The sequence below is a fragment of the Marinospirillum minutulum DSM 6287 genome, from assembly GCF_000422325.1.
Lineage (GTDB): Bacteria > Pseudomonadota > Gammaproteobacteria > Pseudomonadales > Halomonadaceae > Marinospirillum > Marinospirillum minutulum.
In genome coordinates, this window is the sequence record NZ_KE383818.1 from 216,061 (window position 1) to 239,135 (window position 23,075).

The window sequence follows — 23,075 nt, forward strand, 5'->3', positions numbered from 1 at the left end:
TAAGCTTTTTAACTTAAACCAAATTCTGGAAGTTTTAATGACCATAAGAAGTTATCAGGGTATTACACCTAAATTAGGCAAAAATGTATTTGTTGATCCTACCGCTGTGGTGATGGGTGATGTTGAACTAGGCGAAGGTGCTTCAGTTTGGCCTATGGCAGTTGTGCGTGGGGATATGCATTCTATTCGTATAGGCAAAGCAACCAGTGTGCAGGATGGCGCGGTGTTGCACATTACTCATGCCAGTGACTTTAACCCGGATGGTTTTCCGCTCACTATTGGTGATGAAGTAACGATAGGGCATAAGGCTATTTTGCATGGTTGTACTTTAGGTAACCGCATTTTGGTGGGTATGGGTGCACTAGTGATGGACGGTGTTACCGTAGAGGATGAAGTAATCATAGCGGCGGGTGCGCTAGTAGCACCAGGTAAAACACTGTGTAGCGGTTATGTTTATGCCGGTAACCCAGCACGTAAAATGCGTGAATTAACTGAAAAAGAGCGGGCATTTTTTAGTTATTCTGCAGCTAACTATGTTGCTTTGCAGGCTAAACATCGTGCTGAAAACTGGGAAGCTTAACAATGACCGCAACTAAACCCTTGTCTTTTAATCAGCGTTTACGAAGCTTAAGCCCTTGGCAACAATGGGTTTTTATAACTGCTTTGGCACAACGTAGTGCACTTAATTATCAGTTGTTTTGTGAAGCAGTCGATTTTGGTGATGCCGGTGCTTTAAATAAACTTTTAGGTTTGTTGTGGGAAAGCCAGTTATCTAAAGAAGCAAAGGTTAATTGGGCTGTACAACAAGAAAAACTGGCTGAGCTACAACCAGACCCTGATGCCTATGAGATTTATGGCGTTTACCCTGCTTTAGATGCGGCAATGGCTGTTGAGCTGGCTATTGAGCAAGCCTTGCAGCCAGATGAAGAGAATACCATTCGGGCCAGTAAATTATCGCGTTCTACTGTTCGTCAGTTTTTAATAAAGCAATTACCTGAAACCTTTGATGAAGAACAAGAAAGTGCTTGGTTAAGGGTTCAACCTTTAATGGATGATGAAAATGCTTTTCAAGATGCGTTGTTAGCTCAGGTAACTTCGGCTAACTTGCCCCATCCGGTGCTAATTCGTCAGTTACGTGAATTAGCGTACAATCAGGGTTTTAGTAATTTGGGTATTGGTTTAGATTAATAGCTTTACAGCTTTTATACAGTTTTTGTTTTAGGTTTAAGTTAGTCTTGTGAGTGTTTTGCCGCTAAGCTTACAACGGCTATATAAGATTAGTATTTCAGGGAGTAAATTATGCGTTTTAGTGCCTTGTTGGTTGTGTTGGCTCTAGGGTTGTTTGCTGCGCCTTCTGGGGTGGTGGCAGAAGATGAAGTAAGTTTGTCCAATACACTTTATGTTCCTTTACAACCTGCCTTTGTTACTAACTATGGCGGCCCTGGTCGTTTAAAGTATGTGAAAGCAGATATTACCCTTATGGTTGAGGGGTTGGAGGCTCAGCAAATTGTTGAGCAGCAGCTAGCGTTAGTACGCAATACTATAGTGCTTATTTTATCGCGACAAAATGAAAATAATGTGGTGACTTCTGCAGGGCAAGAGCGGATACGCCAACAGTTGCTGCAAGGTTTGCATGAAGCTTTTACTCGTGAGGTGGGTGTGCCACTAATTGAAGAAGTTTTGTTTACTAACTTTATTTACCAGAACTAGCTTTTAGTAAAAACACGGTTTAACGCTCAAGGGTTGTTAAACCGTGTTTTTTTATTAATTGGTAATGCGCATGGAAAGGTCTAGGCTTTGAATATCTTTGGTTAAGATGCCTAGTGAAATATAGTCCACGCCTGTTTCTGCCATGGCGACTAGGGTTCGCTTGTTAATACCACCGCTGGCCTCAAGTTTTGCTTTTCCTTGGGTATGAATAACGGCCTTGCGTGTTTCTTCAAGTGAAAACTCATCTAGCATTATCCAGTCGGCCCCAGCGGCAAGTGCCTCATCGAGTTCAGCAAACGTTTCTACTTCCACTTCTACTGATTTACCCGGCGCTAGTTTATTCGCTGCTGCAACGGCTTTAGCTATACTGCCTGCTGCAGCTATGTGGTTTTCTTTAATTAAAAATGCATCGTATAAACCCATGCGGTGATTAAAACAGCCGCCACAGGTTACTGCGTATTTTTGTGCTAGACGTAAGCCAGGCAAGGTTTTGCGGGTATCTAACAAGCGCACTTGGGTGTGACTTACTAGGTCGGCATAGTCACGGCAGCGGGTAGCAGTTGCTGATAAGGTTTGTACAAAGTTAAGTGCTGTACGCTCACCAGTTAAAAGTGCGCGGGCTGGCCCTTCAAGCCGGAATAAGGTTTGACCAGCAACCAGTCTTTCACCTTCTTTAACCAACATGGCTACAAATACGCGTGCATCAATTTGTCGAAACACTTCTTTAACCCAAGGCCCACCACTAAACACGCCAGCTTCACGGGTAATAACCCTAGCTTGACTGGTGCGTTCAGCAGGAATGAGTTGTGCTGTAATGTCGCCACTGCCAATATCTTCTGCAAGCGCTTGTTGCACTTCTTGGTAAAGGTGTTCTTGGTTTGGTGGTATTAACGGCTTAACTGGTAAAGGCATATTGGCTCCGCAGATTTCTTAATTACTAAATATTAGGCATTATAGAGACATAAGCTGTTGAGTGTTAAGGGTAGAGTAAACTTAGATGCAGATAGAAAATCATTGGTTAACCCAAGCAAGGCCTTGTCCTTCGCCTTTTTTTAATGAACGACCCAGCGATGAAGTAAGCCTTTTAGTGATTCATAATATTGCATTACCTCCCTTAACCTATGGTGGTAATGCCATTGAGCAGTTGTTTACTGGCTGTTTGCCGCTGGATAACCACCCTTATTTTAAAACCCTAGAGGGTGTAGAGGTATCGGCACACTTATTAATTCAGCGTACAGGTGAATTGGTGCAGTTTGTGGCTTTTGATAAGCGAGCTTGGCATGCAGGTGTGTCTAATTTTGCTGGACGAACCCAGTGCAATGATTTTTCTATAGGAATAGAGTTGGAAGGTTCAGATAATCAGCCCTACACTCAATTACAGTATAAGCAGTTAGTTCTGGTCACTAAGGCATTAATAGACCATTATCCATTATTGAATAAAGATCGAATTTGTGGTCATGATGCCATTGCGCCGGGAAGAAAAACTGATCCAGGTCGTGCTTTTAACTGGTCGGGCTATAAACAAAGCTTGCAAGCCCTTCTTTCTTAGGTTTTTTATAAGGAGCTGTTGATGAAGTTTTTTGCCATGTTAGCGGTACTTTTGCTGCGTAATTTTTATGGGCAAAAGTTAACGCTGCCCTTAGATAAAGCATTCAGCAGCTGGCAAGCTTACATTGCAAAGCGTCTCAAGCAAGGAATGGGTTCTTCTGCCGTCTTTTTATTAAGCAGTATGCCTTGGGTATTGTTGCTTTGGTTATTGCTCTGGTGGCTTGATGGTGTTTATTGGTATTTACCAGTTTTAGGTTTGCACCTGCTAGTGGTTTTTTATGCCTTGGGCAGGCGTTGTGATTTAGTTTGGGTAGGTCGTTATATGACGGCTTGGCGGCAGGCAGACTACGAAGCAGCAGGCTATTATGCAGCAGAAATTTTAGACGAGCCTATTAACGCTATTAGTGACAGAGAGCTGCATGCACGAGTGGTTTCTCGCTTAGTGGTCTTTGCCTTCGATCGCTTATTTTTAGTTTTGTTTTGGTATTTGTTACTTGGGCCAGTGGGTGCTTTGTTAGCACGTTTAGCCGAGCAGGCAATTACTAACGCTCGACACGAGGCTAACCAGCTAGTTGTTAGTGAAGATCAGCCGCTAACTTGTTGTGATGAACAGGTAATACGCTTTCAGCAGGTATTACATTGGCCTGCAGCTAGGTTAATGGGTTTAACGCTAGGGTTAACAGGCAAGCCTTGGTTGGGTTTGCGTCAGTTTGCTGTAGATATTTTTCGCTGGAAGCTTTCAACTGAAGTGTTTTTAAATCGCCAATTAATGACAGGCTATGGCTGGCTAGGTAGAGCAGATGATGCAACAGCCTCTTATTGTCAACGTCCGGTGATGATGACAGAAGCTGCCGACCTAGAAATGGCTAACCTAAGAGAAAGGGTGTGGCGGTCACTGGCAGTGTGGGTTGCAGTCACTGCGCTAGGTGTGATTTTCTGGTTTTAATGCTTGTCAAAGTTAGTATTTATAGGTTAGGGCTTTTTTTTACTGCGTTTTGTAGTAAAATTACAAGAATTGGTTGGGCGGTTCATTTACAATTAATTCCTTATGAAACAAGTTGCTGTATGGTGCGTTGCAGCATAGTTACTAAATAAACCACCAAATTTAATTGCCCTGCCAAGTGGTGACTCATGAGTCACATCTGATTTAGAGAGCTTGATGCTAGAAAGTTGTAGTCAGGCTACATTTACTGTTAGTTTTGATAAAAATACAAGTGGAGAAGTTATATGAATCAGGAGGTTAAAGACCTAGATCCAGTAGAAACCCAAGAATGGCTAGATTCACTGGACTCGGTATTAACAAATGAAGGTGAAGAGCGCGGTAAGTTTCTTTTAACTCAGTTAACAGAGCGGATGCGCCGTGATGGTTCTCAATTACCCTTTTCTATTACCACGCCTCACCGCAATACTATCCCTGTCTCACATGAAGCACGTATGCCCGGCGATGTTTTTATGGAGCGTAAAATTCGCTCTTTAATTCGTTGGAATGCTATGGCTATGGTAATGCGAGCCAACCGTGCCAATCCTGGTATTGGTGGTCATATTTCTAGCTTTATGTCTAGCGCCACCCTTTATGATGTGGGTTTTAACTACTTTTTCCGCGCCCCTAAAGATGATTTTGAAGGCGACTTAATTTACTTCCAGGGTCACAGTGCGCCTGGTATTTATGCACGTTCTTTTTTAGAAGGCCGTTTAACTGAAGAGCAGTTAGATAACTTCCGCCAAGAAGTCGATGGCAAGGGTATTTCTTCTTATCCTCACCCTTGGTTGATGCCAGATTATTGGCAGTTCCCTACCGTTTCTATGGGTCTTGGCCCCATTCAAGCCATTTACCAAGCAAGGGTAATGAAGTACTTAGATTCACGTGAACAAAAACCGTTGATGGATCGTAAAGTCTGGTGCTTTATGGGTGATGGCGAGTGTGATGAGCCAGAATCTTTAGGCGCTATTTCTTTGGCGGGTCGTGAAAACTACGACAACCTCATCTTTGTGGTGAACTGTAACCTTCAGCGTTTAGATGGTCCGGTGCGCGGTAACGGCCGTATTATGACGGAACTTGAAGGCGTGTTCCGTGGTGCTGGCTGGAACGTTATTAAGGTGGTTTGGGGTCGTCATTGGGACCCACTCTTTGAAAAAGACACCAAAGGCTTGATGCAGCAGCGTATGGATGAAGCCGTAGATGGCGAATACCAAAACTACAAGGCCAGCGGTGGTGCTTATACCCGTGAACACTTCTTTGGTGCTAACCCAGAACTGAAGAAAATGGTTGATGACCTATCGGATGAAGACATTTATGGTCTAAACCGTGGTGGCCATGATCCTTACAAGGTTTATGCTGCCTACCATGAAGCTGTGCATAACGCTAACGGTCGTCCAACGGTTATTTTGGCGCATACGGTTAAAGGTTATGGCACGGGTGGTGAAGCTGAAGCAAGAAATGATACCCACTCAGTTAAGTCATTAGAAATGAATACTTTGAAGAAATTCCGTGACCGTTTTGGAATTCCTTTAAACGATAAACAACTTGAAGAAGTACCTTTTTACAAGCCTGAAGATGATAGCCCAGAGATGCGCTACATGCACCGAGCGCGTGAAGCCTTAAACGGTTTTGTGCCTTCGCGTCGTGCCGATTTTGAAGCCTTAAAAACACCGGCTTTAGATGATAAAAGCTATGCCGCTATGTTGCAGGGCAGTAAGGGGCGTGAAATATCTTCAACTATGGCTTTTGTTCGTATTTTAACGGGCTTAACCAAAGATAAAGAAATTGGTCACCGTGTAGTGCCTATAGTACCCGATGAAGCACGTACCTTTGGTATGGAAGGTATGTTCCGCCAGTTAGGTATTTATGCTGCCAAAGGCCAAAAGTACAAGCCTGAAGATTCTGGGCAAATTATGTACTACAAGGAAGATAAAAAAGGTCAAATGTTAGAAGAAGGTATTACTGAAGCAGGTGCTATGTCGGCTTGGATGGCCGCAGCCACCAGTTACAGTAACCATAATTATACCTTGGTGCCTTTCTACATTTACTACTCCATGTTTGGTTTTCAGCGTATTGGCGATTTAGCTTGGGCCGCCGGTGATTTGCAGGCACGTGGCTTTATGATAGGTGGTACAGCCGGTCGTACAACTTTGAATGGTGAGGGTTTACAGCACCAAGATGGTCATAGTCACTTGCAGGCCGCAACCATTCCTAATTGCCATACCTATGATCCTACTTATAGCTATGAGCTGGCAGTGATTATTCAAGATGGTATGCGCCGCATGTACGAGGCTAAAGAAAATTGCTTCTACTACATTACAGTGATGAACGAAAACTATGTTCACCCTGAAATGCCTGACCGCCCAGAAGTTGCTGAGCAGATTATTAAAGGTATGTACCTCTTAAAAGAAGGTGGTAAGGCCAAGCAAAAAGTACAGTTGCTAGGTTCTGGCACCATTCTACCTGAAGTTGAAAAAGCGGCTGAATTGTTAAAAGCCGATTGGGGCGTAGAGGCAGACGTTTGGAGCGCTACTAGCTTTAACGAGCTGCGTCGTGATGCGTTGCAAGTAGAGCGTTATAACTTCTTGAACCCTGAAGCTGAGCCGAAAAAAGCTTTTATTACACAACAGTTAGAAGGTCGTGATGGCCCAGTTATTGCCGCAACCGATTACATGAAGCTTTATGCTGATCAGGTGCGTGCTTGGGTACCAACGGACTATAAGGTATTAGGTACTGATGGTTTTGGCCGTTCTGATACACGTGAAAAATTACGTTATTTCTTTGAGGTAGATCGTCACTTTGTCGTGGTTGCAGCACTAAAAGCCTTGGCTGATCGTGGTGAAGTTCCTGTGAAAACAGTGAGTGAAGCAATAGCCAAGTACGGTATAGACCCAACCAAGTCTGACCCCTTGTATTGCTAAGCAATAACCGCAACCCAATTGAGGAGATAAGCTTTGAGTAACGAAATTATTAAAGTGCCAGATATCGGTAGCAGTGACGAAGTAGAAGTCATTGAAATCAGTGTTAAGGCTGGTGACCGTATAGAAGAAGAAACAACATTAATTGTGCTGGAGTCTGATAAAGCCAGTATGGATATTCCCAGCCCTATGGCTGGTGTAGTAACCAAGGTTTTAGTTAGTGAAGGTGACAAGGTTAAAGAAGGTAGCCCTATTTTAGAGGTGGAAGTAGAGGGTGCTGATTCAGCACCTGCTACAGAACCCGAGGCCGCTGCCGAGCCAGAGCCAGTCATTGCAATGGCAGAATCTGAACCTGAGCCTGCACCTGCGGCAGAAGCACCTGCTAGCGTGGGGCGAGAAGAAATTCGTGTACCCGACATAGGTAGTAGCGAAGCAGTAGAAATTGTTGAAGTAGCAGCAAGTGTGGGTGATGAGCTGGCAGTTGAAGACGCCCTGATTACCTTAGAAACAGATAAAGCTTCTATGGATGTGCCTAGCCCCTATGCTGGCAAGCTAGTTGAACTGGTTGTTAAAGAAGGTGACAAGGTTGTAGAGGGTGACCTAATTGGTTATATCGAAGTAGTAGGTGCAGCAGCACCGGCTACTGAAGCCCAGCCAGCAAAAGCTGCTTCACCTAGCCAAGCAGAGATAGTTTCTGCTGCGCCAACCCCTTCTGCGCCTAGTGCCAGTGCACCAGCACCTTTAGCTAACAAAGCAGATACTCAGGTTAGTGCGACTTCAGGCAAGGTTCATGCTGGACCAGCAGTGCGTATGCTGGCGCGTGAGCTAGGCGTTGATTTAACTCAGGTGGTTGGTTCTGGTCCTAAAAACCGTATTGTTAAAGAAGATTTACAGAACTTTGTTAAGCAGGTAATGCAGCAAACCAAAGCAACCAGCGGTACGGTTGCAGCAGGTGGTGCTGGCATTCCACCCATTCCGCTACAAGACTTTAGCCAGTTTGGTAAGGTTGAAGAGAAGCCAATGGGTCGTTTACTCAAAGCGGGTGCAGTTAACCTGCATCGCTCTTGGTTAAACGTGCCGCATGTGACGCAGTTTGATGAAGCGGATATTACCGATTTAGAAGAATTCCGTAAGTCAGTGAAAGCTGAAGCTGAAAAGCAAGGCGCACGTTTAACACCGCTGCCCTTTATGATTAAAGCCTGTGCTTTAGCCTTAAAAGCCTTCCCTCAGTTTAATGTGTCCTTAGGTGGTGCTGGCGATACACTTATTTGGAAAGAATACATCAACATAGGTTTTGCTGTTGATACACCAGACGGCTTACTGGTCGTAGTGGTAAAAGATGCAGATAAGAAAAGTGTTTATGAACTGGCCAGAGAGTCTTCTGACTTAGCTGCTAGAGCACAAAACAAACAGCTTAAGGGCGACGATATGAAAGGTGGTTGCTTCACCATTTCATCTTTAGGCTCTATAGGCGGGACAGCCTTTACACCTATAGTGAATGCGCCAGAAGTGGCCATTTTGGGTGTGTCTAAAGCAAGCATGAAACCTGTTTGGGATGGCAAGGCCTTCTTACCACGTTTAATGCTGCCACTATCTTTGTCTTATGATCACCGAGCAATCAATGGCGCTGATGCAGCCCGTTTTACTGCTTACCTTGCACAACAGCTAAGTGACATACGTAAAATGCTACTTTAGTTTAACTGGCTGTTTTAATTAGTATTTATTAAAAGACAAAAACTTCCGTTACCTACGGAAGTTTTTGTTTACTTAATTTTTTTAAACATACGTTTGATTTCTTTGTTAGTTCAGTTATGGTTAGTAAAAGGTTTCAACAAAAATAACAGTGACCTTACAGAGGGCTGACCAATGTTAAAAGCATTCTTAAAACCAGGTATGGCATTTATGAACCGCCTGGTTTACTTCCAAAAATTTACCCTTATTGCTTTGTTGTTTTTACTGCCTCTTATTATTTTAAGCGGTGTACAAACCAAACAATTGTGGAATGATTTACGCCAGCTACAATTAGAAAGGGATGGGCTAACTTTGCAAGCAGAAGTGCTGCAACTGATAGCTTTATCAGAAGAATACCGAGACTATGCCGCCTTAGCCGATAGCCGTGAAACCCCTGAACTGCGTCAAAAAATTAATGCCTTAGCGACCACTTGGCTAGAGCGATTTAATGCGTTAGAGCAAACAGCTAACCTAAAGCTAGCTGATGCTAACCTAAAAACGGCTTTAACTAAGTTAAAGGCTCAAGCTAAACGCATATTTGAACCCCAGCCTAGGCAGGGTAATGTCAGCATGGCGTTAATGCACTACCAACCCTTAGTAAAGCAAACCACCGATCTTTTACAAATTTTACGCCAAAGCAGTGATTTGATAAGGGATTCGCGTACTGAAGTGCAGCTATTGCAACTATTACTCAATACCCAACTACCCGACCTTTTGGCAAGTATTGGTCAAGGGCGCAACTATGGTAGTCAGGTTTTATTGCAGGCTTATATGGATTCTATAAGCAGTACCGAGCTGGAAAGTGCCTTAGACCAGCTCAATCGTCAAAAGCAAAGCTGGCAAGTGACTTTAAATACACTAGAGGCACGTTCTGCAGAGTTGGCTAGTGAGTTGCAGCCTTTAAGTGAACAAATAGCCAAAGCCTTAGATGATTTTCAATACAGTTTAGAAGATCAGGTGCTTTTTGCTTCTAGCTTTGATAGCGGTTGGGCAGGCTTTTACGCTAGCGGTATTGCCACCCAGCAAGTAATTTTGAGTGTGGGTAAAAGCTTTATTGAACGTTCTGATGTTTATTTGCAGGCAGCCGAGGCTGAGCAAGAAAAGCGTTTATGGACTTTAGGTCTTTTGCTCTTATTGCAAGTGCTAGCCATTGGCTATCTCTACTCTTGCTTCTATGTGTCTATTCACACCAACATGCAGCGCCTATTAAAAAGTGTTGAGTTATTAGCCGATGGTGACCTACGTGTTGCACCTAAAACAGCCAGTTGTGACGAAACCGGTGTGTTAACACAAGCTTTTGCCAGTATGGCAGCAAGAATGCGGGAATTGGTGTTTACAGTGAGAGGCAGTGCTGAACAGGTTACCCAGCAGGCGAATCTTGTGGCTGTTTCAGCAGGCCAAGCACAGCAAACCAGTAAAATTCAGCAACAAGAAACAGAATTAGTGGCTAGCTCGATGAATGAAATGAGTGCAACCGCAACGGAAGTTGCTGAACATGCGGCTGATGCCGCCAATACGGCGGGTGAGGCAAGGTTGCAAGCAGAGCAAAGCCAGCACTTATCAGATGAAATGAGTGATCGGATGCAGCGCCTAGCCAGTTCTTTACAAGATGCTGCTAATGCAGGTAAATCTTTGGTTGAACGGAGTTCACGTATTGGTAGTGCCTTAGAAGTTATTCAAGGCATAGCCGAGCAGACTAACCTTTTGGCTTTAAACGCGGCAATTGAAGCGGCTAGAGCAGGTGATGCTGGTCGAGGTTTTGCAGTCGTGGCGGATGAAGTACGCTCCTTAGCTAGCCGTACCCAAGACTCGACACATGAAATAGCAGCCATTATTACTGACTTGCATCAAGGCGTAGATAGCGTTGTAAACCACATTGAAAAAAGTCATGAAAGGGCTGAGTTAACGGCTGAACAGTCGCAACAAGTGAGTGAAACCCTAAGTTATATTTTACAAGCTGTGCAGCAAATAGATTCTAAAAACCAGCAGATAGCAACGGCAGCAGAACAGCAGTCCTCAGTGGCGGCAGAAATAGATGCCAACTTAAGTCGTATTCGTGATGGTGCTGATGAAAGCGCACAAGGCGCACAGTCAACAGCCAGCTCAAGCCAAGCTTTAGCAGCAACAACAGAGCAGTTGCAGCAAGCAATTAGTGTTTTTCAGGTAGATTAAAACAATAACTTAGCCTATAACTTGTCTTTATTACGCCTAGAGTATTAGTCCTCGGAGCTTGTCAGCTTCGGGGACAGCATGTATTGTCTTATCTTTCAAAATTACCCAACTTATTCCTATTACAAACTCATAATAAAATATTGAAGGAGACAACATGCGTCTGATTCTATTAGGAGCACCAGGTGCCGGTAAGGGTACACAAGCTCAACACATTTGCGAAAAGTTTGATATTCCACAAATTTCTACTGGTGATATGCTACGTGCCGCCGTTAAGGCAGGTACTGAAATGGGCTTAAAAGCTAAAGAAATTATGAATGCTGGCGGTCTTGTTTCTGATGACATTATTATTGGTTTAGTAAAAGACCGTATTAATGAACCAGATTGCGCTAACGGCTTTTTGTTTGATGGTTTCCCAAGAACCATTCCACAAGCCGATGCCATGAAAGAAGCAGGCGTTAAGCTAGACTATGTTGTTGAAATTGCTGTTGAAGATGAAGCAATAGTCGAGCGTATGGCTGGTCGTCGTGTTCACCCAGCGTCAGGTCGTACTTACCACCTAGTTTACAACCCACCCAAGGTTGAAGGTAAGGATGATGTAACGGGTGAAGACTTGATTCAGCGTGAAGATGATAACGAAGACACCGTACGTCACCGTTTGACAGTTTACCATGACCAAACTGCACCTCTAGTTGAATACTACAAAGCTTGGGCTAAGCAAGATGCAGAGTTAGCACCTGCTTATTATCAGGTTCAAGGTGTGGGTAGTGTTGATGATATTCGTCAGCAGATATTTAAAGTGTTGGGTGCTTAATTCCTAATGACTTGCATACTGGCTTTAGATACTTCAACGGATGCTGGATCGGTAGCAATTTGGCAAGATGGCAAAGTGCTGGAAGATTTTCAGCTTTTACCTCGGCAACAAGCGCAAGCTTTGTTACCTCAAATTAAAAACCTGTTGAATAAAGCCGGTATCGAGTTAAAGCAAGTTGATGCGCTAGCTTTTGGGCGTGGGCCAGGTTCATTTACAGGTTTGCGTATAGCTGCGGCTAGCATTCAAGGCTTGGCTTTGGCCTTAGGTAAACCCGTTATTCCTGTTTCTACTCTAGAAGCTATGGCTTGGACAGCTATCAATGCAAAAGGCGCTAGTCAGGTATTAACCCTTTTAGATGCGCGTATGGATGAAGTCTACTGGTGTGCTTGGCAAGCTGAAGAAGGTTGGCCAACTGCTTTGGTTGCTGAACAATTAAGTGCGCCAGAAGCAGTTAACCTTCCGGTTCTTGCTGATGCAACAGCGGCTTGGGTTTTAGTGGGGTCGGGTGCTGGTTATGTTGATCGGCTGGCTTCTACTGTTACCACTAAGCTAACTCAGCAATTACCAACTCTTTTACCCTCAGCCAAAGCAATAGTGCATTTAGCACATAGGGCTTGGCTAAAAGGTGAAGTAGTTGATGCCGGTGAGGCTATTCCTATTTATCTTAGAGATAAAGTAACCCACGGTTCTTAAAGTTTTGTAAGTTAAAGCCGATAGTTTAGTTATTAGTCAATTCCAATCGCTTATTGCTGAGATAACCAAGATAGCCTATGCGTATTCAAGGTCCTTTTTCACCTCACCTACCTTTACCTAAGCGTCGTAAGCGTGGGCCAGAGGGAGTTAATAACGACCAAGAAGAGGCTTCTTCAAATACAGCGGCGGTTGCAAAATTTAACCCTGATATTGACTATATTGCCGCTGATGAACAGCTAGAATTTGATGAGCGAGAGCTGTCTGCCAGTGCCAGACGTGCTTTAAGGGGTTATTGGTCTGTGGCGCATCAAGGTGGTTTATGGGCAGAGTGGCAGCGAATTGATATTTATGTTTAAAGCAATGTTATGGCACTTGTAACCCCTTCCAGTGTTTTAGTTTCTTCTTCTAATTTTCCTTCCGCCCATTTTTGGGCTAAACAGCTAAACTTGCCTTTAGTTGATCTTGCGCCCCAAGCAGGACTGTACCTTATTTATGATGCTCAGGGCTTGGCTTTAGCCCAGGCTGATTTACCCAAAATTAACCCTGTCAGAGTCGACTTTTCTGCTGGTGCTATGGCGCATCGTTTACAGCAGGGTGGTGGGCGTGGTCAGGCTTTGGCTAAGGCTTGTGGGTTAAAGCAAGGTGTTTCACCTAGGGTTTTAGATGCCACCTTGGGTTTGGCTACTGATGCCGTTGTTCTAACGTCTTTGGGTTGCCAAGTGGTAGGTATTGAACGCCACCCTTGGGTAGCCGCTTTGGTAGAAGATGCTTTGCAGCGTATTAAGGGTGAAGTTGATTTATTCTGGTTAGAAGAGCGCTTTAAATTAGTAGCAGGTGATTCTACTCAAGGTATGGCTAGTTTGGCTGCTGCGGCAACTTTTGAGCCTCAGGTTGTTTATTTAGATCCTATGTTTCCTAGCACTGAAAAAACAGCGCAGGTTAAAAAAGAAATGCGTTTTTTTCGCGACTTGGTTGGTAAAGATTTAGATGCAGGGGTGTTATTAGAGCAAGCTTTAGACTTAGCAAGCCACCGAGTTGTTGTTAAGCGCCCTAGAAAAGCCCCAGAGCTAGCAGGAAAAAAACCAAGCTTTAGCTTAATTGGTAAGGCTAATCGTTTTGATATCTATGCCTTGCGTTCTTTGCAGGCCAATTAAAATGGTAATAGAAAAAAACAAAAAAAAGTCTTTTCCTTGGCGAGCTGGTCATGCAACGGAATTATTAATTGATGGCCGTGTGTTTTTTCCAGCCATGTTGGCTGCGTTAGCTCAAGCTCAACGCTATATTCTGTTAGAAGTCTATTTAGTTCGTAGTGGTCATTTAATGGATCGCTGGATAACTGCGCTTATACAAGCAGCGGCGCGAGGTGTACTAGTTGCGGTTCTTCTTGATGGTTTTGGTGCTGCGGGTTTATCAAAACAAGACAGGCAAAAGCTACTCAAAGCAGGTGTAAGGTTAAACTGGTTTAATCCCTTACGTTGGCGGAACCTCAGTGGCAACCTAATGCGTGACCACCGTAAGTTGCTTTTGGTTGATGGGCATACGGCTTATGTGGGAGGCTTTGGCTTAACGGATGCTTTTGCTGAAGGGCAAGATGGCTGGCGCGAAGTAACACTAAAAACCTTAGGTCCTTGTGTTGCCGACTGGCAAAGGTTGTTTTTATCTACATGGAAACAAGCCAAAGGACGGTCGTTAGTTCTTCCTGCTAGTTTGCCTATTAGGCTTATTGAACCTTTAGCTGAAGGCCGAGTTGTTAAAGGGCAGGGCTTATATTTGCATGCAATTAAGGGCTCGCTCATTCAGCAAATAAATAATGCTAAAAACCACATTTGGTTGGCAACACCTTATTTTGTACCAGTTTTAAAGTTGCGTTTAGCTTTGCGTCGGGCGGCAGAGCGAGGTGTGCAAGTGCATTTATTGTTGCCTGGCCCAGTGATAGATCACCCGCCTGTACGCTATGCTGGGCAGCGTTTTTATACCAACCTACTAAAAAGTGGTGTAAATATTTATGAGTATTTGCCCCAATTTGTTCATGCCAAAGTTAGCCTGTGTGATGACTGGGTTTCCATAGGTTCTTGTAATTTTGATCATTGGGGATTGCGTTGGAATTTAGAGGCTAACCAAGAAATACGCAGTAAAAAACTTGCCGATGAAGTCTTGGCTTGGTTTGATGCTGCTCGAGATGAAAGTTTGTGGATTAACGCCTGTTTGTGGAAAAAGCGTTCTTATTGGCAGCGCATCCGTGAGTATTTTTGGGGTACTTTGGATGCGCTAATACAAAGGTTAAAATAACCTTAACGGCGACGGTTCTTTTTTTGCTTGCCCATCATTGGCCGTGTTTTAGGTTTTTCTTCAGGCGCATTAAATTGACAGTAGATATCTAGCAATAGGTCGGGCAGTTGTTTTGCTAGTTGTGCCATTAGCTGAGGGTCTTCTTCTATTTCTATAAACTCGGGTTCATCAGCAAATAACCCAGACAGCGCCATAATGGGTAGAAGTAATTCAGCCATAGCCTGTTCTTGGCTAGCAAACCAAATGTCTTCTTGTTCAAAAACGGCTTGCATAAAACCAGCACACCAATCGGCTAGTTCATCACTTTCAGTTTCTAAATCCATTTCGAAGGGTAGTTCAACGCCACCGCCCTGATAAAAACCCTTTTTAGCTGCTGCTGTTGCAAGGGTGAAAAGTTCGACAAGTGTTTGACTAACTGCTTGGTCACTGGGGGTTGCAAAGAGTTGTTCTAACCATTGCTCTGGTTGGGTGGTTTCTGGTGGCAAAGCTTGTGCAGTAAGGTAGCCAAGGGCAACATAAAGGTTGGCGTCTTCTTCATGGCTGTAAAGTTGCTCTAAGCATTCATCGAGCAGTTCCAGTTGTTCATCATCAAGCAACAGCTGGGGCAATTCATTATCCTGATTCATGGCTGCCTCTAAGGGTAAAATCGTTAAGTTATAAGAATTCTATAGGGTTAGGTGTGCAAAAGTCTTTATCTTTATCATTACAAAGTGAGCTAGGGTTGCGTTTACGCACTAGGGTACTCGATTGCTATGCTACTGCAGAACATTATTACCTGAAATCTTTCCAGCGGCCTGAGGTGCTCATTAACCTAAGAGGACGGAGTGCTGGCGTTGCCGAGTTGCAAAATAACCGCTTGCGGTTTAATGCCGTGTTATTGAAAGAGAATGAAACTGCTTTTATAGCTGAAGTAGTGCCCCATGAAGTGGCACACCTTTTAGCTTGGAAACTTTTTGGTCGTGGTATTCGGCCTCATGGTAAAGAATGGCAGCAAATTATGCAGCAGGTGTTTCAACTACCCGCTTCTAGAACCCATAGTTTTGATGTTAAGCGAGCAGCCAAAATGGGTTATTTATACACCTGTGCTTGTGAAGCTAGAGAACATGCTTTGACCTTAAAAAAACATAATTGGATAGTAGGTGGTCGACGTTATATTTGTTTGTCTTGTAAAAGCCATTTGCAGTTTTTGAGGGTGGATACTAGCCTAGTGAATAAGTGACTGCCTAGTCTGAATTTGTAACTCATTGATTTTAAAGGATTAAACGTTGCTACCAAGGTCTAATGTTATTTACCACTCTTAGCAATGTATAACTTAACCCAGCAATTCAAGATAAAAACAATCCACCCAGGCACAGAGGCTGAGTCTGATGAGCGAACAACAAAAAGTTTATCCAGTAACACCTGAATTAGCAGCAAGCGCATGGATCAATAAAGAACAATATGCGGCTATGTATAAGGAATCTATTGAAAGCCCCGATACTTTTTGGGGCGAGCAAGGAAAGCGTATTGATTGGATTAAACCCTACACTAAAGTTAAAAATACTAGCTTTGATTCTCATAATGTTGATATACGCTGGTATGAAGACGGTACACTTAACGCTGCCTATAACTGTTTAGACCGCCACCTAGAAAAGCGCGGTGATCAGGTTGCTATTATTTGGGAAGGTGACAACCCAAATGAAGATAAAAAGATTACCTACCGTGAGCTTTATCACGAAGTTTGCCGTTTTGCGAATGGCTTAAAAAAGCTAGGCGTTAAAAAAGGCGAAGTTGTTACCCTTTATATGCCTATGGTTCCTGAAGCTGCCATTGCTATGCTGGCCTGTGCGCGTATTGGTGCTGTTCACTCAGTTATTTTTGGTGGTTTCTCTCCAGACGCCATAGCCAGTCGTGTTGTTGAATCTGCTTCACGCGTTGTTATTACTTCAGATGAAGGCTTCCGTGGTGGCAAGCATGTACCACTAAAAGAAAATGTCGATGAAGGTTTGAACAACCCTAACGTTAAGACAGTTGAGCATGTAATTGTACTGAAGCGTACGGGCGGTGATGTTGATTGGAATGCTGAGCGTGATGTTTGGTGGGATGATTTAATTGCAGACTGTGCAGACGAATGCCCAATTGAAGAGATGAATGCTGAAGACCCATTATTCATCTTGTTCACCTCAGGTTCTACTGGTGCACCTAAAGGCTTGAAGCATACTACCGGTGGCTACATGGTTTATGCCTCCATGACCCATCAGTATATTTTTGATTATAAGCCAGGTGAGGTTTACTGGTGTACAGCTGATGTGGGCTGGATTACTGGTCATACTTACATTGTTTATGGTCCGCTTGCCAATGGCGGTACTACCCTAATGTTTGAAGGTGTACCTAGCTACCCAGATTACGGTCGCTTTGGTCAGGTTTGTGATAAGCACCAAGTCAATATTTTCTACACGGCTCCAACGGCTGTACGTGCCTTAATGGCGCAAGGCGATAACGTGATGGACAGCTCATCACGTAGCAGTATTCGTCTTTTAGCTTCAGTTGGTGAGCCGATTAACCCAGAAGCTTGGGAGTGGTACTACCGTGTAATGGGTAATAGCAACTGCCCTATCATTGATACTTGGTGGCAAACAGAAACCGGTGGTATTTTGATTGCACCTTTAGCCGGTGTAACAGACCTTAAACCGGGCTGTGCTTCTATACCTTTCTTTGGTGTGCAGCCTGCTTTGGTTGACTCCGAGGGTCGAATTTTAGAAGGCGAAACTGAAGGTAATCTAGTAATGCTAGATGCTTGGCCAGGTCAAGGTCGCTCTATTTGGGGTGATCATGAACGCTTTGTTCAAACCTACTTTACTACCTACAAGGGTATGTACTTCACTGGTGATGGTTGCCGTCGTGATGCTGATGGTCTTTATTGGATAACTGGCCGTGTAGATGATGTTATTAACGTCTCTGGTCACCGTATGGGTACTGCTGAAGTTGAGTCGGCAATGGTTGCTCACCCTTCTGTTGCTGAAGCTGCAGTGGTTGGCTATCCGCATGATATTAAGGGGCAGGGCATTTATGTCTATGTAACTCTCAACGATGGTATTGAAGCAACAGATGACCTGAAAAAAGAGTTGATTAAGTGGGTTCGTAAAGAAATTGGCCCGATTGCTTCACCTGACCTTATTCAGTTCTCAGCTGGTCTACCTAAAACACGTTCAGGTAAAATTATGCGCCGTATTCTGCGTAAAATTGCTGCCAATGAAACTGAAGGTTTGGGTGATACAAGTACCCTTGCTGACCCATCGGTTGTTGACGATTTAATCGAAAATCGTTTAGCTAAGTAGTAGCAAAACTACCAAAAGTAATTTGCTGTTACTCTTTACCCCGCTTCGGCGGGGTTTTGTTTTTTTAAGTTGAGAATAATGGTAAGTTAGATTGCTCCTTGATTATTCATGGCAAGGATATAATAATGCAGGAGGTTTTTTACTGCTGAACTGGAGGTTAGTGAATGGCATTACGCCACAAAATCATCGTTGCAGACGATCACCCTTTGTTTCGGGCCGCTTTGCAGCAGGCCGTCCGTCAGGCTTTGAGTGATACTCAAATTGTAGAAGCAGATACACTTGAAGCGGTACATCAAGCAGTTGCCGATAATCCCGATGCTGACTTAATTCTGTTAGATTTACACATGCCTGGCGCTCATGGCTTTTCAGGTTTGGTATTTTTACGCGGCGTTAATCCAGGTATTCCAGTGGTTGTTGTATCGGGTAGTGAAGAAAGTTCCGTTATCCGTCGGGCAATCGATTACGGTGCTTCTGGGTTTATTCCTAAGTCTTCATCTTTAGATACCATCGCTGCTGCTATACGTCAGGTTATAGAAGGTGAGGTTTGGATTCCACCCGAAATGATTGGCCAGATGGATGAAATTAGTGAAGAGGAAGCTCGTTTTGCTGATGCACTTTCATCTTTAACGCCCCAGCAATTCCGTGTATTAAATATGCTTACCGAAGGTTTGCTAAATAAGCAGATTGCCTACGAATTGAATGTTTCTGAAGCAACAATTAAAGCGCACGTAACCGCTATTTTACGTAAGTTGGGTGTGCATTCACGTACTCAGGCTGTTATTGCTGCTAAGCGCCTAGAAGTAGAAGCGCCTAGAGTAACGGATTAATTATTTACTTTACCTGCAAACGTTTGCGGGTTTGTAAAAGTCGGGTAATCATTGCCCTAAGTGCAGCTGGCTTAACAGGTTTATGCAAGAGTAAAAAGCCAGCTTCACTCACTTCATCTGCTATCTCATCTGTTCTATCGGCTGTAATTATAATGCCGCTGATACTTTCTCCTAAATAAGCTTCTATTGCCTTAAGTGCTTCAATCCCTGTTTTGTTGTCATTTAGGTGGTAGTCGGCTAAGTAAATCTCTGTTGTTGTTTCTTGTTCAACCAGACTAAGTGCCTGCTGCTGGTTGTCAGCTGTTCTAACTTGGCATTTCCAGCCTGCTAGTAGTGCTTGCATACCTTCTAAAATAAGGGGTTCGTTGTCGATACAAAGTACCTTGAGGTTTTCTAAGGTATTGAAGTTGCGTCTTCCAGGTAGGAAATTGCTGGTTGTTTTTTGTGCGGCAACCTTGGGAACAGTGACAGAAAAAACGGTTCCCTTGCCATAGGTGCTGTGTACTTGAATAGGGTGGTTTAACACTTTAGACATACGGTCTGCTATGGATAAACCTAAGCCTAGTCCTTTTTCGTTGTGTTTGTCGGGTGTGTCTAAGCGTCTAAATTCTTGAAAGATTTCCCCTATACGGCTTTCTGGTATGCCTGGGCCGGTATCCCATACTTCTATTCTTAGTTGGTCTTTTAAGTGCCTACAACCTATAAGTACCCGTCCTTCACCTGTATAACGCAGAGCATTAGATAAAAAGTTTTGTAAAATACGGCGCAACATTTGAGGGTCACTTTTAACCCATGCTTGGGTTTTTATACGGTGTAATTCTAGTTCTCGATTGCTTGCCATTACGCTAAATTCAGCTTTAAGTGGATCGAGTATTTCTTTAAGTGGGAAGTGACTAATTTTAGGTTGTAATGCCCCAGCATCTAGCTTGGAAATATCCAATAGGGTGCTAAGTAGCTCTTCTGCGGCTTTAAGCGAGTTATCAATATGGCTGGTGGTTTTTTGTAGTTCTGGCTCGGTTACTTGATTAGCCAGTGCCGAGGTAAACAGCCGTGCTGCATTCAAGGGTTGAAGTAGGTCATGGCTTGCCGCAGCTAAAAAGCGCGTTTTTGAAGTGTTAGCATCTTCTGCTTGTTGTTTAGCAAGGCGCATGTCTTCTTCTGCCTTTGCTCTAACTTGGTTCTCTTTGAAAAGCGCACTGTTTAATTCAGATAAAGCTAGGGTACGCTCTCTAACGCGCTCTTCTAGGTTTTCATTGGTTTCTTGTAGAGCAATCTCCATTAGGCGACGCTCGGTAATGTCTTGATAAAGGGCAAAAAAACCAAGCACTTCACCTGTTTCAGCTAGGTGGGGTGTGTAGGTTACTAGGGCATAGTGAAAACTTCTGTTTTTGCCGGGCAGCTCGAGTTCAAAACTTTGTCGTCTTCCTTCTAAAGCTGCACGAATAAAAGGGCTGCGTTGATCATAATCCTGCTTATTCATAACCTTGTAAATTGCCTTACCAATAACCTTGTTACGATCAATACCCATAGCTTCTTCATAAGCTCGATTAGTAAAAAGGTAGTTAAGGTCTGTATCGAAGTAGGCGATAAGAGCGGGGACGTTATCCGTATAAATACGAATATTGTTTTCTGACTGAATTAAGGCTTCTTCTACTTCTTTTTGCTGGCTAATATCTTGGTAACTATAAACAAACCCTCCGCCTGGCATGGGGTTGCCTTGAATTTCTAAAACAGAGCCATCTTTGCGGTAGCGTATATAACGATGTGACTCACCATCGTGAATGTTGTCAATTAGTTGCTGCACATGGGTTTCTGGATCGCCTGGTCCGTATTCGCCCCGCTCTGCGTTATAGCGAAACACTTCAACTGCAGGGCGGCCGACTCGCATAAAATCATCTGGAAAATTAAAAAGTTCTAGGTAGCGTTGATTCCAAATAACTAAATTAAGGTGTTGATCAATAACACTGATACCCTGGGAGAGGTTTTCAATGGTCGATTGCAAGAGGCTGCGGTTGAACTCTAATACTTGCGAGGCTTCATCAACAATTGAAATAACATCAGCGATTTTTATTTCTTTACCCTGCAAGGCAGAACTCATAACAATGCGTGCAGAAGATGCGCCTAACACGCCAGCCAACAAACGTTCTGTAAATTGAATTAGCTCTATACTAGCTGGGTCTTCATCTTTTAAAGGTAACTGGTTGCGCTTATTGGCATAGTCAGCAAAAGCTTTGTTAACACTTTCACTACCGACAAACCTTTCTGCAAGGTTACGTAGGTCACCTAGTTTGGTAGAGCCTTTCCAAAGTCGAGAGGTTTTTAAAGGCTTGCTTTCTAGGTTATCAACAAAGGCCGAAGCCTGAATGCGATCAATCATTCTTTGAGGTGTAAGGCGTGACACCAGAATATAAATAGCTAGATTGCTGCCAATACTCCAAAACACCCCCTGACTAAAAAATCCTTCGCCTGATAAGCCAAATAAGTTAGTGGGTTTTAGCCAAGCTAAACCAAAAGGACCATTATTCAGTAGCTGCCCACTGACTAGGTCTGCTGCACCCAAGGTAGGTAGTAGTAGGGTATAGACCCATAAAGTACCACCAACGATTAAACCAGCAGCAGTACCCCAGCGATTACCGCCCTTCCAAATAATTCCACCCAAAGCCGCTGGAGCAAGTTGACCTATGGCAGCAAAAGCTAAAAAGCCAGTAGCCGCCAGGGAGTTAAATTCGGCAATAGTACGGTAGGTTAAATAGGCTAACAGCATGAGTGTTAGCATGGTTAAACGACGTGTTCTGAGTACAAAGCGGCCAAAGTTTTGGTGAGAGCTACTGTTTTCCCAACGGTATTTTAGTAAAAAGGGAATTACTATTTCATTGGATACCATGATGCTAACAGCAACCGTTGCCATAATGGCCATGCTAGTTGCGGCAGAAAAACCACCGATATAAGCAAGTAACGCTAGCCAGCCATTATTAAAGGCAAGGGGCAGGGTTAAAACAAAGGTATCAGGTTCAACGCTGCCATCTGGGAAGGTAATTAATCCTGCGGCGGCGATAGGCATAACAAAAAGAGCAAAGAGAATTAAGTAAAAGGGTAAGAACCAGCGAGCGTAGCGGGCATCATTTCGGTGGGCATTTTCTACAACGGTTACATGAAACATACGAGGTAAAAGAATAATTGCCAGCATTGCCAGTAGCGTTTGTGCGACAAATCCTTGAGTGAAATTGGCGGTGTTGAGTTGCGATTCTAAAGGGCGAAAAAATTCTGCTTTATGAATTAAATCAGAAAAACCACCAAACACATGCCAGGTAACAAAAATACCCACTGCTAAAAAAGCAAAAAGCTTAATGAGTGACTCAAAGGCTATAGCTCTTAGAAGCCCTTCATGGTGCTCTGTTGCATCTATATGCCGAGTACCAAATAAAATAGTAAAAGCAGCTAAGGCTAGGGCAACAAAAAAAGCAGTATCGTTAAGCACTGGCGTTAAGCTGTCTTTAGTGGGTACTGGCTGGTTAGGAAAGTGGGTTAAAACATCATAAGCCATGGCAACGGCTTTTAATTGCAGCGCTATATAAGGCAAGGTGCCTACTAGAGCAAACCCAGTGACCATAACGGCTAGCGGCTGCCACTTTCCATAACGAGAGGCTATAAAATCTGCTATAGAGGTAAGGTTATGTGCTTTACTTACCCGGAAGATTTTACGTACTAGTGGCCAAGCAAAAATAAAGGTAAGTATAGGACCAATAAAAATACTGAGATGTAACCAACCACCACCTGTTGCTTGGCCTACTGCACCATAAAAAGTCCAAGAAGTGCAATAAACCGTTAAGGCAAGGCTATAAACCCAAGGACGACTACGAGGTTGATAATAGTTACGCGCAACTCGGTCACCCTGCCAAGCGATAGCAAAAAGTAGCAGCAGGTACAAAAGTGAAAACAAGATAAGTTGCCAGCCAGCAAACATGGTGCTTCCTATAAGTCACATAGATTTAAGCCGTATTGTGCTGAATTTTATAGCTAAAATCAGCAATAATCTGACTCGCTAGTCTAGTTTGCTAAACAGAGTGGATGGTAAAAAGT

General features: G+C 43.6%; 19 protein-coding genes. 16 read left to right on the forward strand and 3 right to left on the reverse strand.

Annotated elements, in window-relative coordinates; all coding sequences use genetic code 11:
• Positions 1-37 precede the first annotated feature (37 nt).
• The 3 genes from H571_RS0110585 (at position 38) to H571_RS0110595 (ending at position 1,710) form a co-directional block, all read left to right on the forward strand.
• Positions 38-580 (forward strand): gamma carbonic anhydrase family protein, encoded by a 543-nt coding sequence (locus H571_RS0110585; RefSeq protein ID WP_027849286.1) that lies wholly within the window; start codon positions 38-40, stop codon positions 578-580.
• Positions 581-582: 2 nt separating this feature from the next.
• Positions 583-1,188 carry a YjaG family protein gene (locus H571_RS0110590; RefSeq protein WP_027849287.1) on the forward strand — a complete coding sequence of 202 codons (606 nt, stop codon included), beginning with the start codon at positions 583-585 and terminating at the stop codon, positions 1,186-1,188.
• A 111-nt stretch (positions 1,189-1,299) separates the two neighbouring features.
• The gene (locus tag H571_RS0110595; RefSeq protein WP_036218123.1) at positions 1,300-1,710 is read left to right on the forward strand and encodes a flagellar basal body-associated FliL family protein; all 411 of its coding nucleotides are present in this window, start codon (positions 1,300-1,302) and stop codon (positions 1,708-1,710) included.
• Between the two features lie 54 nt (positions 1,711-1,764).
• On the opposite strand, the gene nadC is transcribed toward H571_RS0110595, so the two are convergent.
• A complete protein-coding gene (gene nadC / locus H571_RS0110600; RefSeq protein ID WP_051168287.1) occupies positions 1,765-2,622 on the reverse strand; it encodes a carboxylating nicotinate-nucleotide diphosphorylase in 858 nt (285 codons plus the stop codon).
• 85 nt (positions 2,623-2,707) lie between these two features.
• On the opposite strand from nadC, the gene ampD reads away from it, so the two are divergent.
• The 10 genes from ampD (at position 2,708) to H571_RS0110650 (ending at position 14,851) form a co-directional block, all read left to right on the forward strand.
• Positions 2,708-3,259: a 1,6-anhydro-N-acetylmuramyl-L-alanine amidase AmpD gene (gene ampD, locus H571_RS0110605; protein WP_027849290.1), complete on the forward strand. Its 552-nt coding sequence runs from the start codon at positions 2,708-2,710 to the stop codon at positions 3,257-3,259.
• Positions 3,260-3,280: 21 nt separating this feature from the next.
• Entirely contained in the window at positions 3,281-4,204 is a 924-nt protein-coding gene (locus H571_RS15575; protein WP_051168288.1) for a regulatory signaling modulator protein AmpE, read from the forward strand.
• 281 nt (positions 4,205-4,485) lie between these two features.
• Positions 4,486-7,158, forward strand: coding sequence for a pyruvate dehydrogenase (acetyl-transferring), homodimeric type (gene aceE, locus H571_RS0110615; protein ID WP_027849291.1), 2,673 nt, complete (start codon positions 4,486-4,488; stop codon positions 7,156-7,158).
• Positions 7,159-7,191: 33 nt separating this feature from the next.
• Entirely contained in the window at positions 7,192-8,850 is a 1,659-nt protein-coding gene (aceF, locus tag H571_RS0110620) for a dihydrolipoyllysine-residue acetyltransferase (RefSeq protein ID WP_027849292.1), read from the forward strand.
• Between the two features lie 171 nt (positions 8,851-9,021).
• Entirely contained in the window at positions 9,022-11,058 is a 2,037-nt protein-coding gene (locus H571_RS0110625) for a methyl-accepting chemotaxis protein (protein WP_027849293.1), read from the forward strand.
• 154 nt (positions 11,059-11,212) lie between these two features.
• Positions 11,213-11,869: an adenylate kinase gene (adk, locus tag H571_RS0110630; protein ID WP_027849294.1), complete on the forward strand. Its 657-nt coding sequence runs from the start codon at positions 11,213-11,215 to the stop codon at positions 11,867-11,869.
• 6 nt (positions 11,870-11,875) lie between these two features.
• Positions 11,876-12,562 (forward strand): tRNA (adenosine(37)-N6)-threonylcarbamoyltransferase complex dimerization subunit type 1 TsaB, encoded by a 687-nt coding sequence (gene tsaB / locus H571_RS0110635; protein WP_027849295.1) that lies wholly within the window; start codon positions 11,876-11,878, stop codon positions 12,560-12,562.
• Positions 12,563-12,639: 77 nt separating this feature from the next.
• Positions 12,640-12,918, forward strand: a complete 279-nt coding sequence (locus tag H571_RS0110640) for a hypothetical protein (RefSeq protein ID WP_027849296.1) — start codon at positions 12,640-12,642, stop codon at positions 12,916-12,918.
• A gap of 9 nt (positions 12,919-12,927) precedes the next feature.
• Positions 12,928-13,716: a class I SAM-dependent methyltransferase gene (locus H571_RS0110645; protein ID WP_027849297.1), complete on the forward strand. Its 789-nt coding sequence runs from the start codon at positions 12,928-12,930 to the stop codon at positions 13,714-13,716.
• 1 nt (position 13,717) lies between these two features.
• A complete protein-coding gene (locus H571_RS0110650) occupies positions 13,718-14,851 on the forward strand; it encodes a phospholipase D-like domain-containing protein (protein WP_051168289.1) in 1,134 nt (377 codons plus the stop codon).
• A gap of 2 nt (positions 14,852-14,853) precedes the next feature.
• Here H571_RS0110650 and H571_RS0110655 read toward each other — a convergent pair whose 3' ends face one another.
• A complete protein-coding gene (locus H571_RS0110655) occupies positions 14,854-15,477 on the reverse strand; it encodes a YecA/YgfB family protein (RefSeq protein WP_027849299.1) in 624 nt (207 codons plus the stop codon).
• Positions 15,478-15,530: 53 nt separating this feature from the next.
• On the opposite strand from H571_RS0110655, the gene H571_RS0110660 reads away from it, so the two are divergent.
• From H571_RS0110660 to H571_RS0110670, 3 genes are all read left to right on the forward strand, one after another.
• A complete protein-coding gene (locus tag H571_RS0110660; RefSeq protein ID WP_051168290.1) occupies positions 15,531-16,070 on the forward strand; it encodes a SprT family zinc-dependent metalloprotease in 540 nt (179 codons plus the stop codon).
• Positions 16,071-16,218: 148 nt separating this feature from the next.
• Positions 16,219-18,168, forward strand: coding sequence for an acetate--CoA ligase (gene acs / locus H571_RS0110665; protein ID WP_027849301.1), 1,950 nt, complete (start codon positions 16,219-16,221; stop codon positions 18,166-18,168).
• A gap of 164 nt (positions 18,169-18,332) precedes the next feature.
• Positions 18,333-18,995, forward strand: coding sequence for a LuxR C-terminal-related transcriptional regulator (locus H571_RS0110670; RefSeq protein WP_027849302.1), 663 nt, complete (start codon positions 18,333-18,335; stop codon positions 18,993-18,995).
• Positions 18,996-18,999: 4 nt separating this feature from the next.
• Here H571_RS0110670 and H571_RS0110675 read toward each other — a convergent pair whose 3' ends face one another.
• On the reverse strand, positions 19,000-22,959 hold the full coding sequence (locus H571_RS0110675; RefSeq protein ID WP_027849303.1) for a NahK/ErcS family hybrid sensor histidine kinase/response regulator: 3,960 nt from the start codon (positions 22,957-22,959) through the stop codon (positions 19,000-19,002).
• Positions 22,960-23,075 lie beyond the last annotated feature (116 nt).

Coding starts and splice junctions, on each gene's coding strand:
- H571_RS0110590 (WP_027849287.1), top strand. CDS start 583: ATGACCGCAACTAAACCCTTGTCTTTTAATCAGCGTTTACGAAGCTTA.
- H571_RS0110670 (WP_027849302.1), top strand. CDS start 18,333: ATGGCATTACGCCACAAAATCATCGTTGCAGACGATCACCCTTTGTTT.
- aceE (WP_027849291.1), top strand. CDS start 4,486: ATGAATCAGGAGGTTAAAGACCTAGATCCAGTAGAAACCCAAGAATGG.
- H571_RS0110625 (WP_027849293.1), top strand. CDS start 9,022: ATGTTAAAAGCATTCTTAAAACCAGGTATGGCATTTATGAACCGCCTG.
- H571_RS0110640 (WP_027849296.1), top strand. CDS start 12,640: ATGCGTATTCAAGGTCCTTTTTCACCTCACCTACCTTTACCTAAGCGT.
- H571_RS0110595 (WP_036218123.1), top strand. CDS start 1,300: ATGCGTTTTAGTGCCTTGTTGGTTGTGTTGGCTCTAGGGTTGTTTGCT.
- tsaB (WP_027849295.1), top strand. CDS start 11,876: ATGACTTGCATACTGGCTTTAGATACTTCAACGGATGCTGGATCGGTA.
- H571_RS0110585 (WP_027849286.1), top strand. CDS start 38: ATGACCATAAGAAGTTATCAGGGTATTACACCTAAATTAGGCAAAAAT.
- H571_RS0110655 (WP_027849299.1), bottom strand. CDS start 15,477: ATGAATCAGGATAATGAATTGCCCCAGCTGTTGCTTGATGATGAACAA.
- acs (WP_027849301.1), top strand. CDS start 16,219: ATGAGCGAACAACAAAAAGTTTATCCAGTAACACCTGAATTAGCAGCA.
- ampD (WP_027849290.1), top strand. CDS start 2,708: ATGCAGATAGAAAATCATTGGTTAACCCAAGCAAGGCCTTGTCCTTCG.
- nadC (WP_051168287.1), bottom strand. CDS start 2,622: ATGCCTTTACCAGTTAAGCCGTTAATACCACCAAACCAAGAACACCTT.
- adk (WP_027849294.1), top strand. CDS start 11,213: ATGCGTCTGATTCTATTAGGAGCACCAGGTGCCGGTAAGGGTACACAA.
- H571_RS15575 (WP_051168288.1), top strand. CDS start 3,281: ATGAAGTTTTTTGCCATGTTAGCGGTACTTTTGCTGCGTAATTTTTAT.
- H571_RS0110675 (WP_027849303.1), bottom strand. CDS start 22,959: ATGTTTGCTGGCTGGCAACTTATCTTGTTTTCACTTTTGTACCTGCTG.
- H571_RS0110645 (WP_027849297.1), top strand. CDS start 12,928: ATGGCACTTGTAACCCCTTCCAGTGTTTTAGTTTCTTCTTCTAATTTT.
- H571_RS0110650 (WP_051168289.1), top strand. CDS start 13,718: ATGGTAATAGAAAAAAACAAAAAAAAGTCTTTTCCTTGGCGAGCTGGT.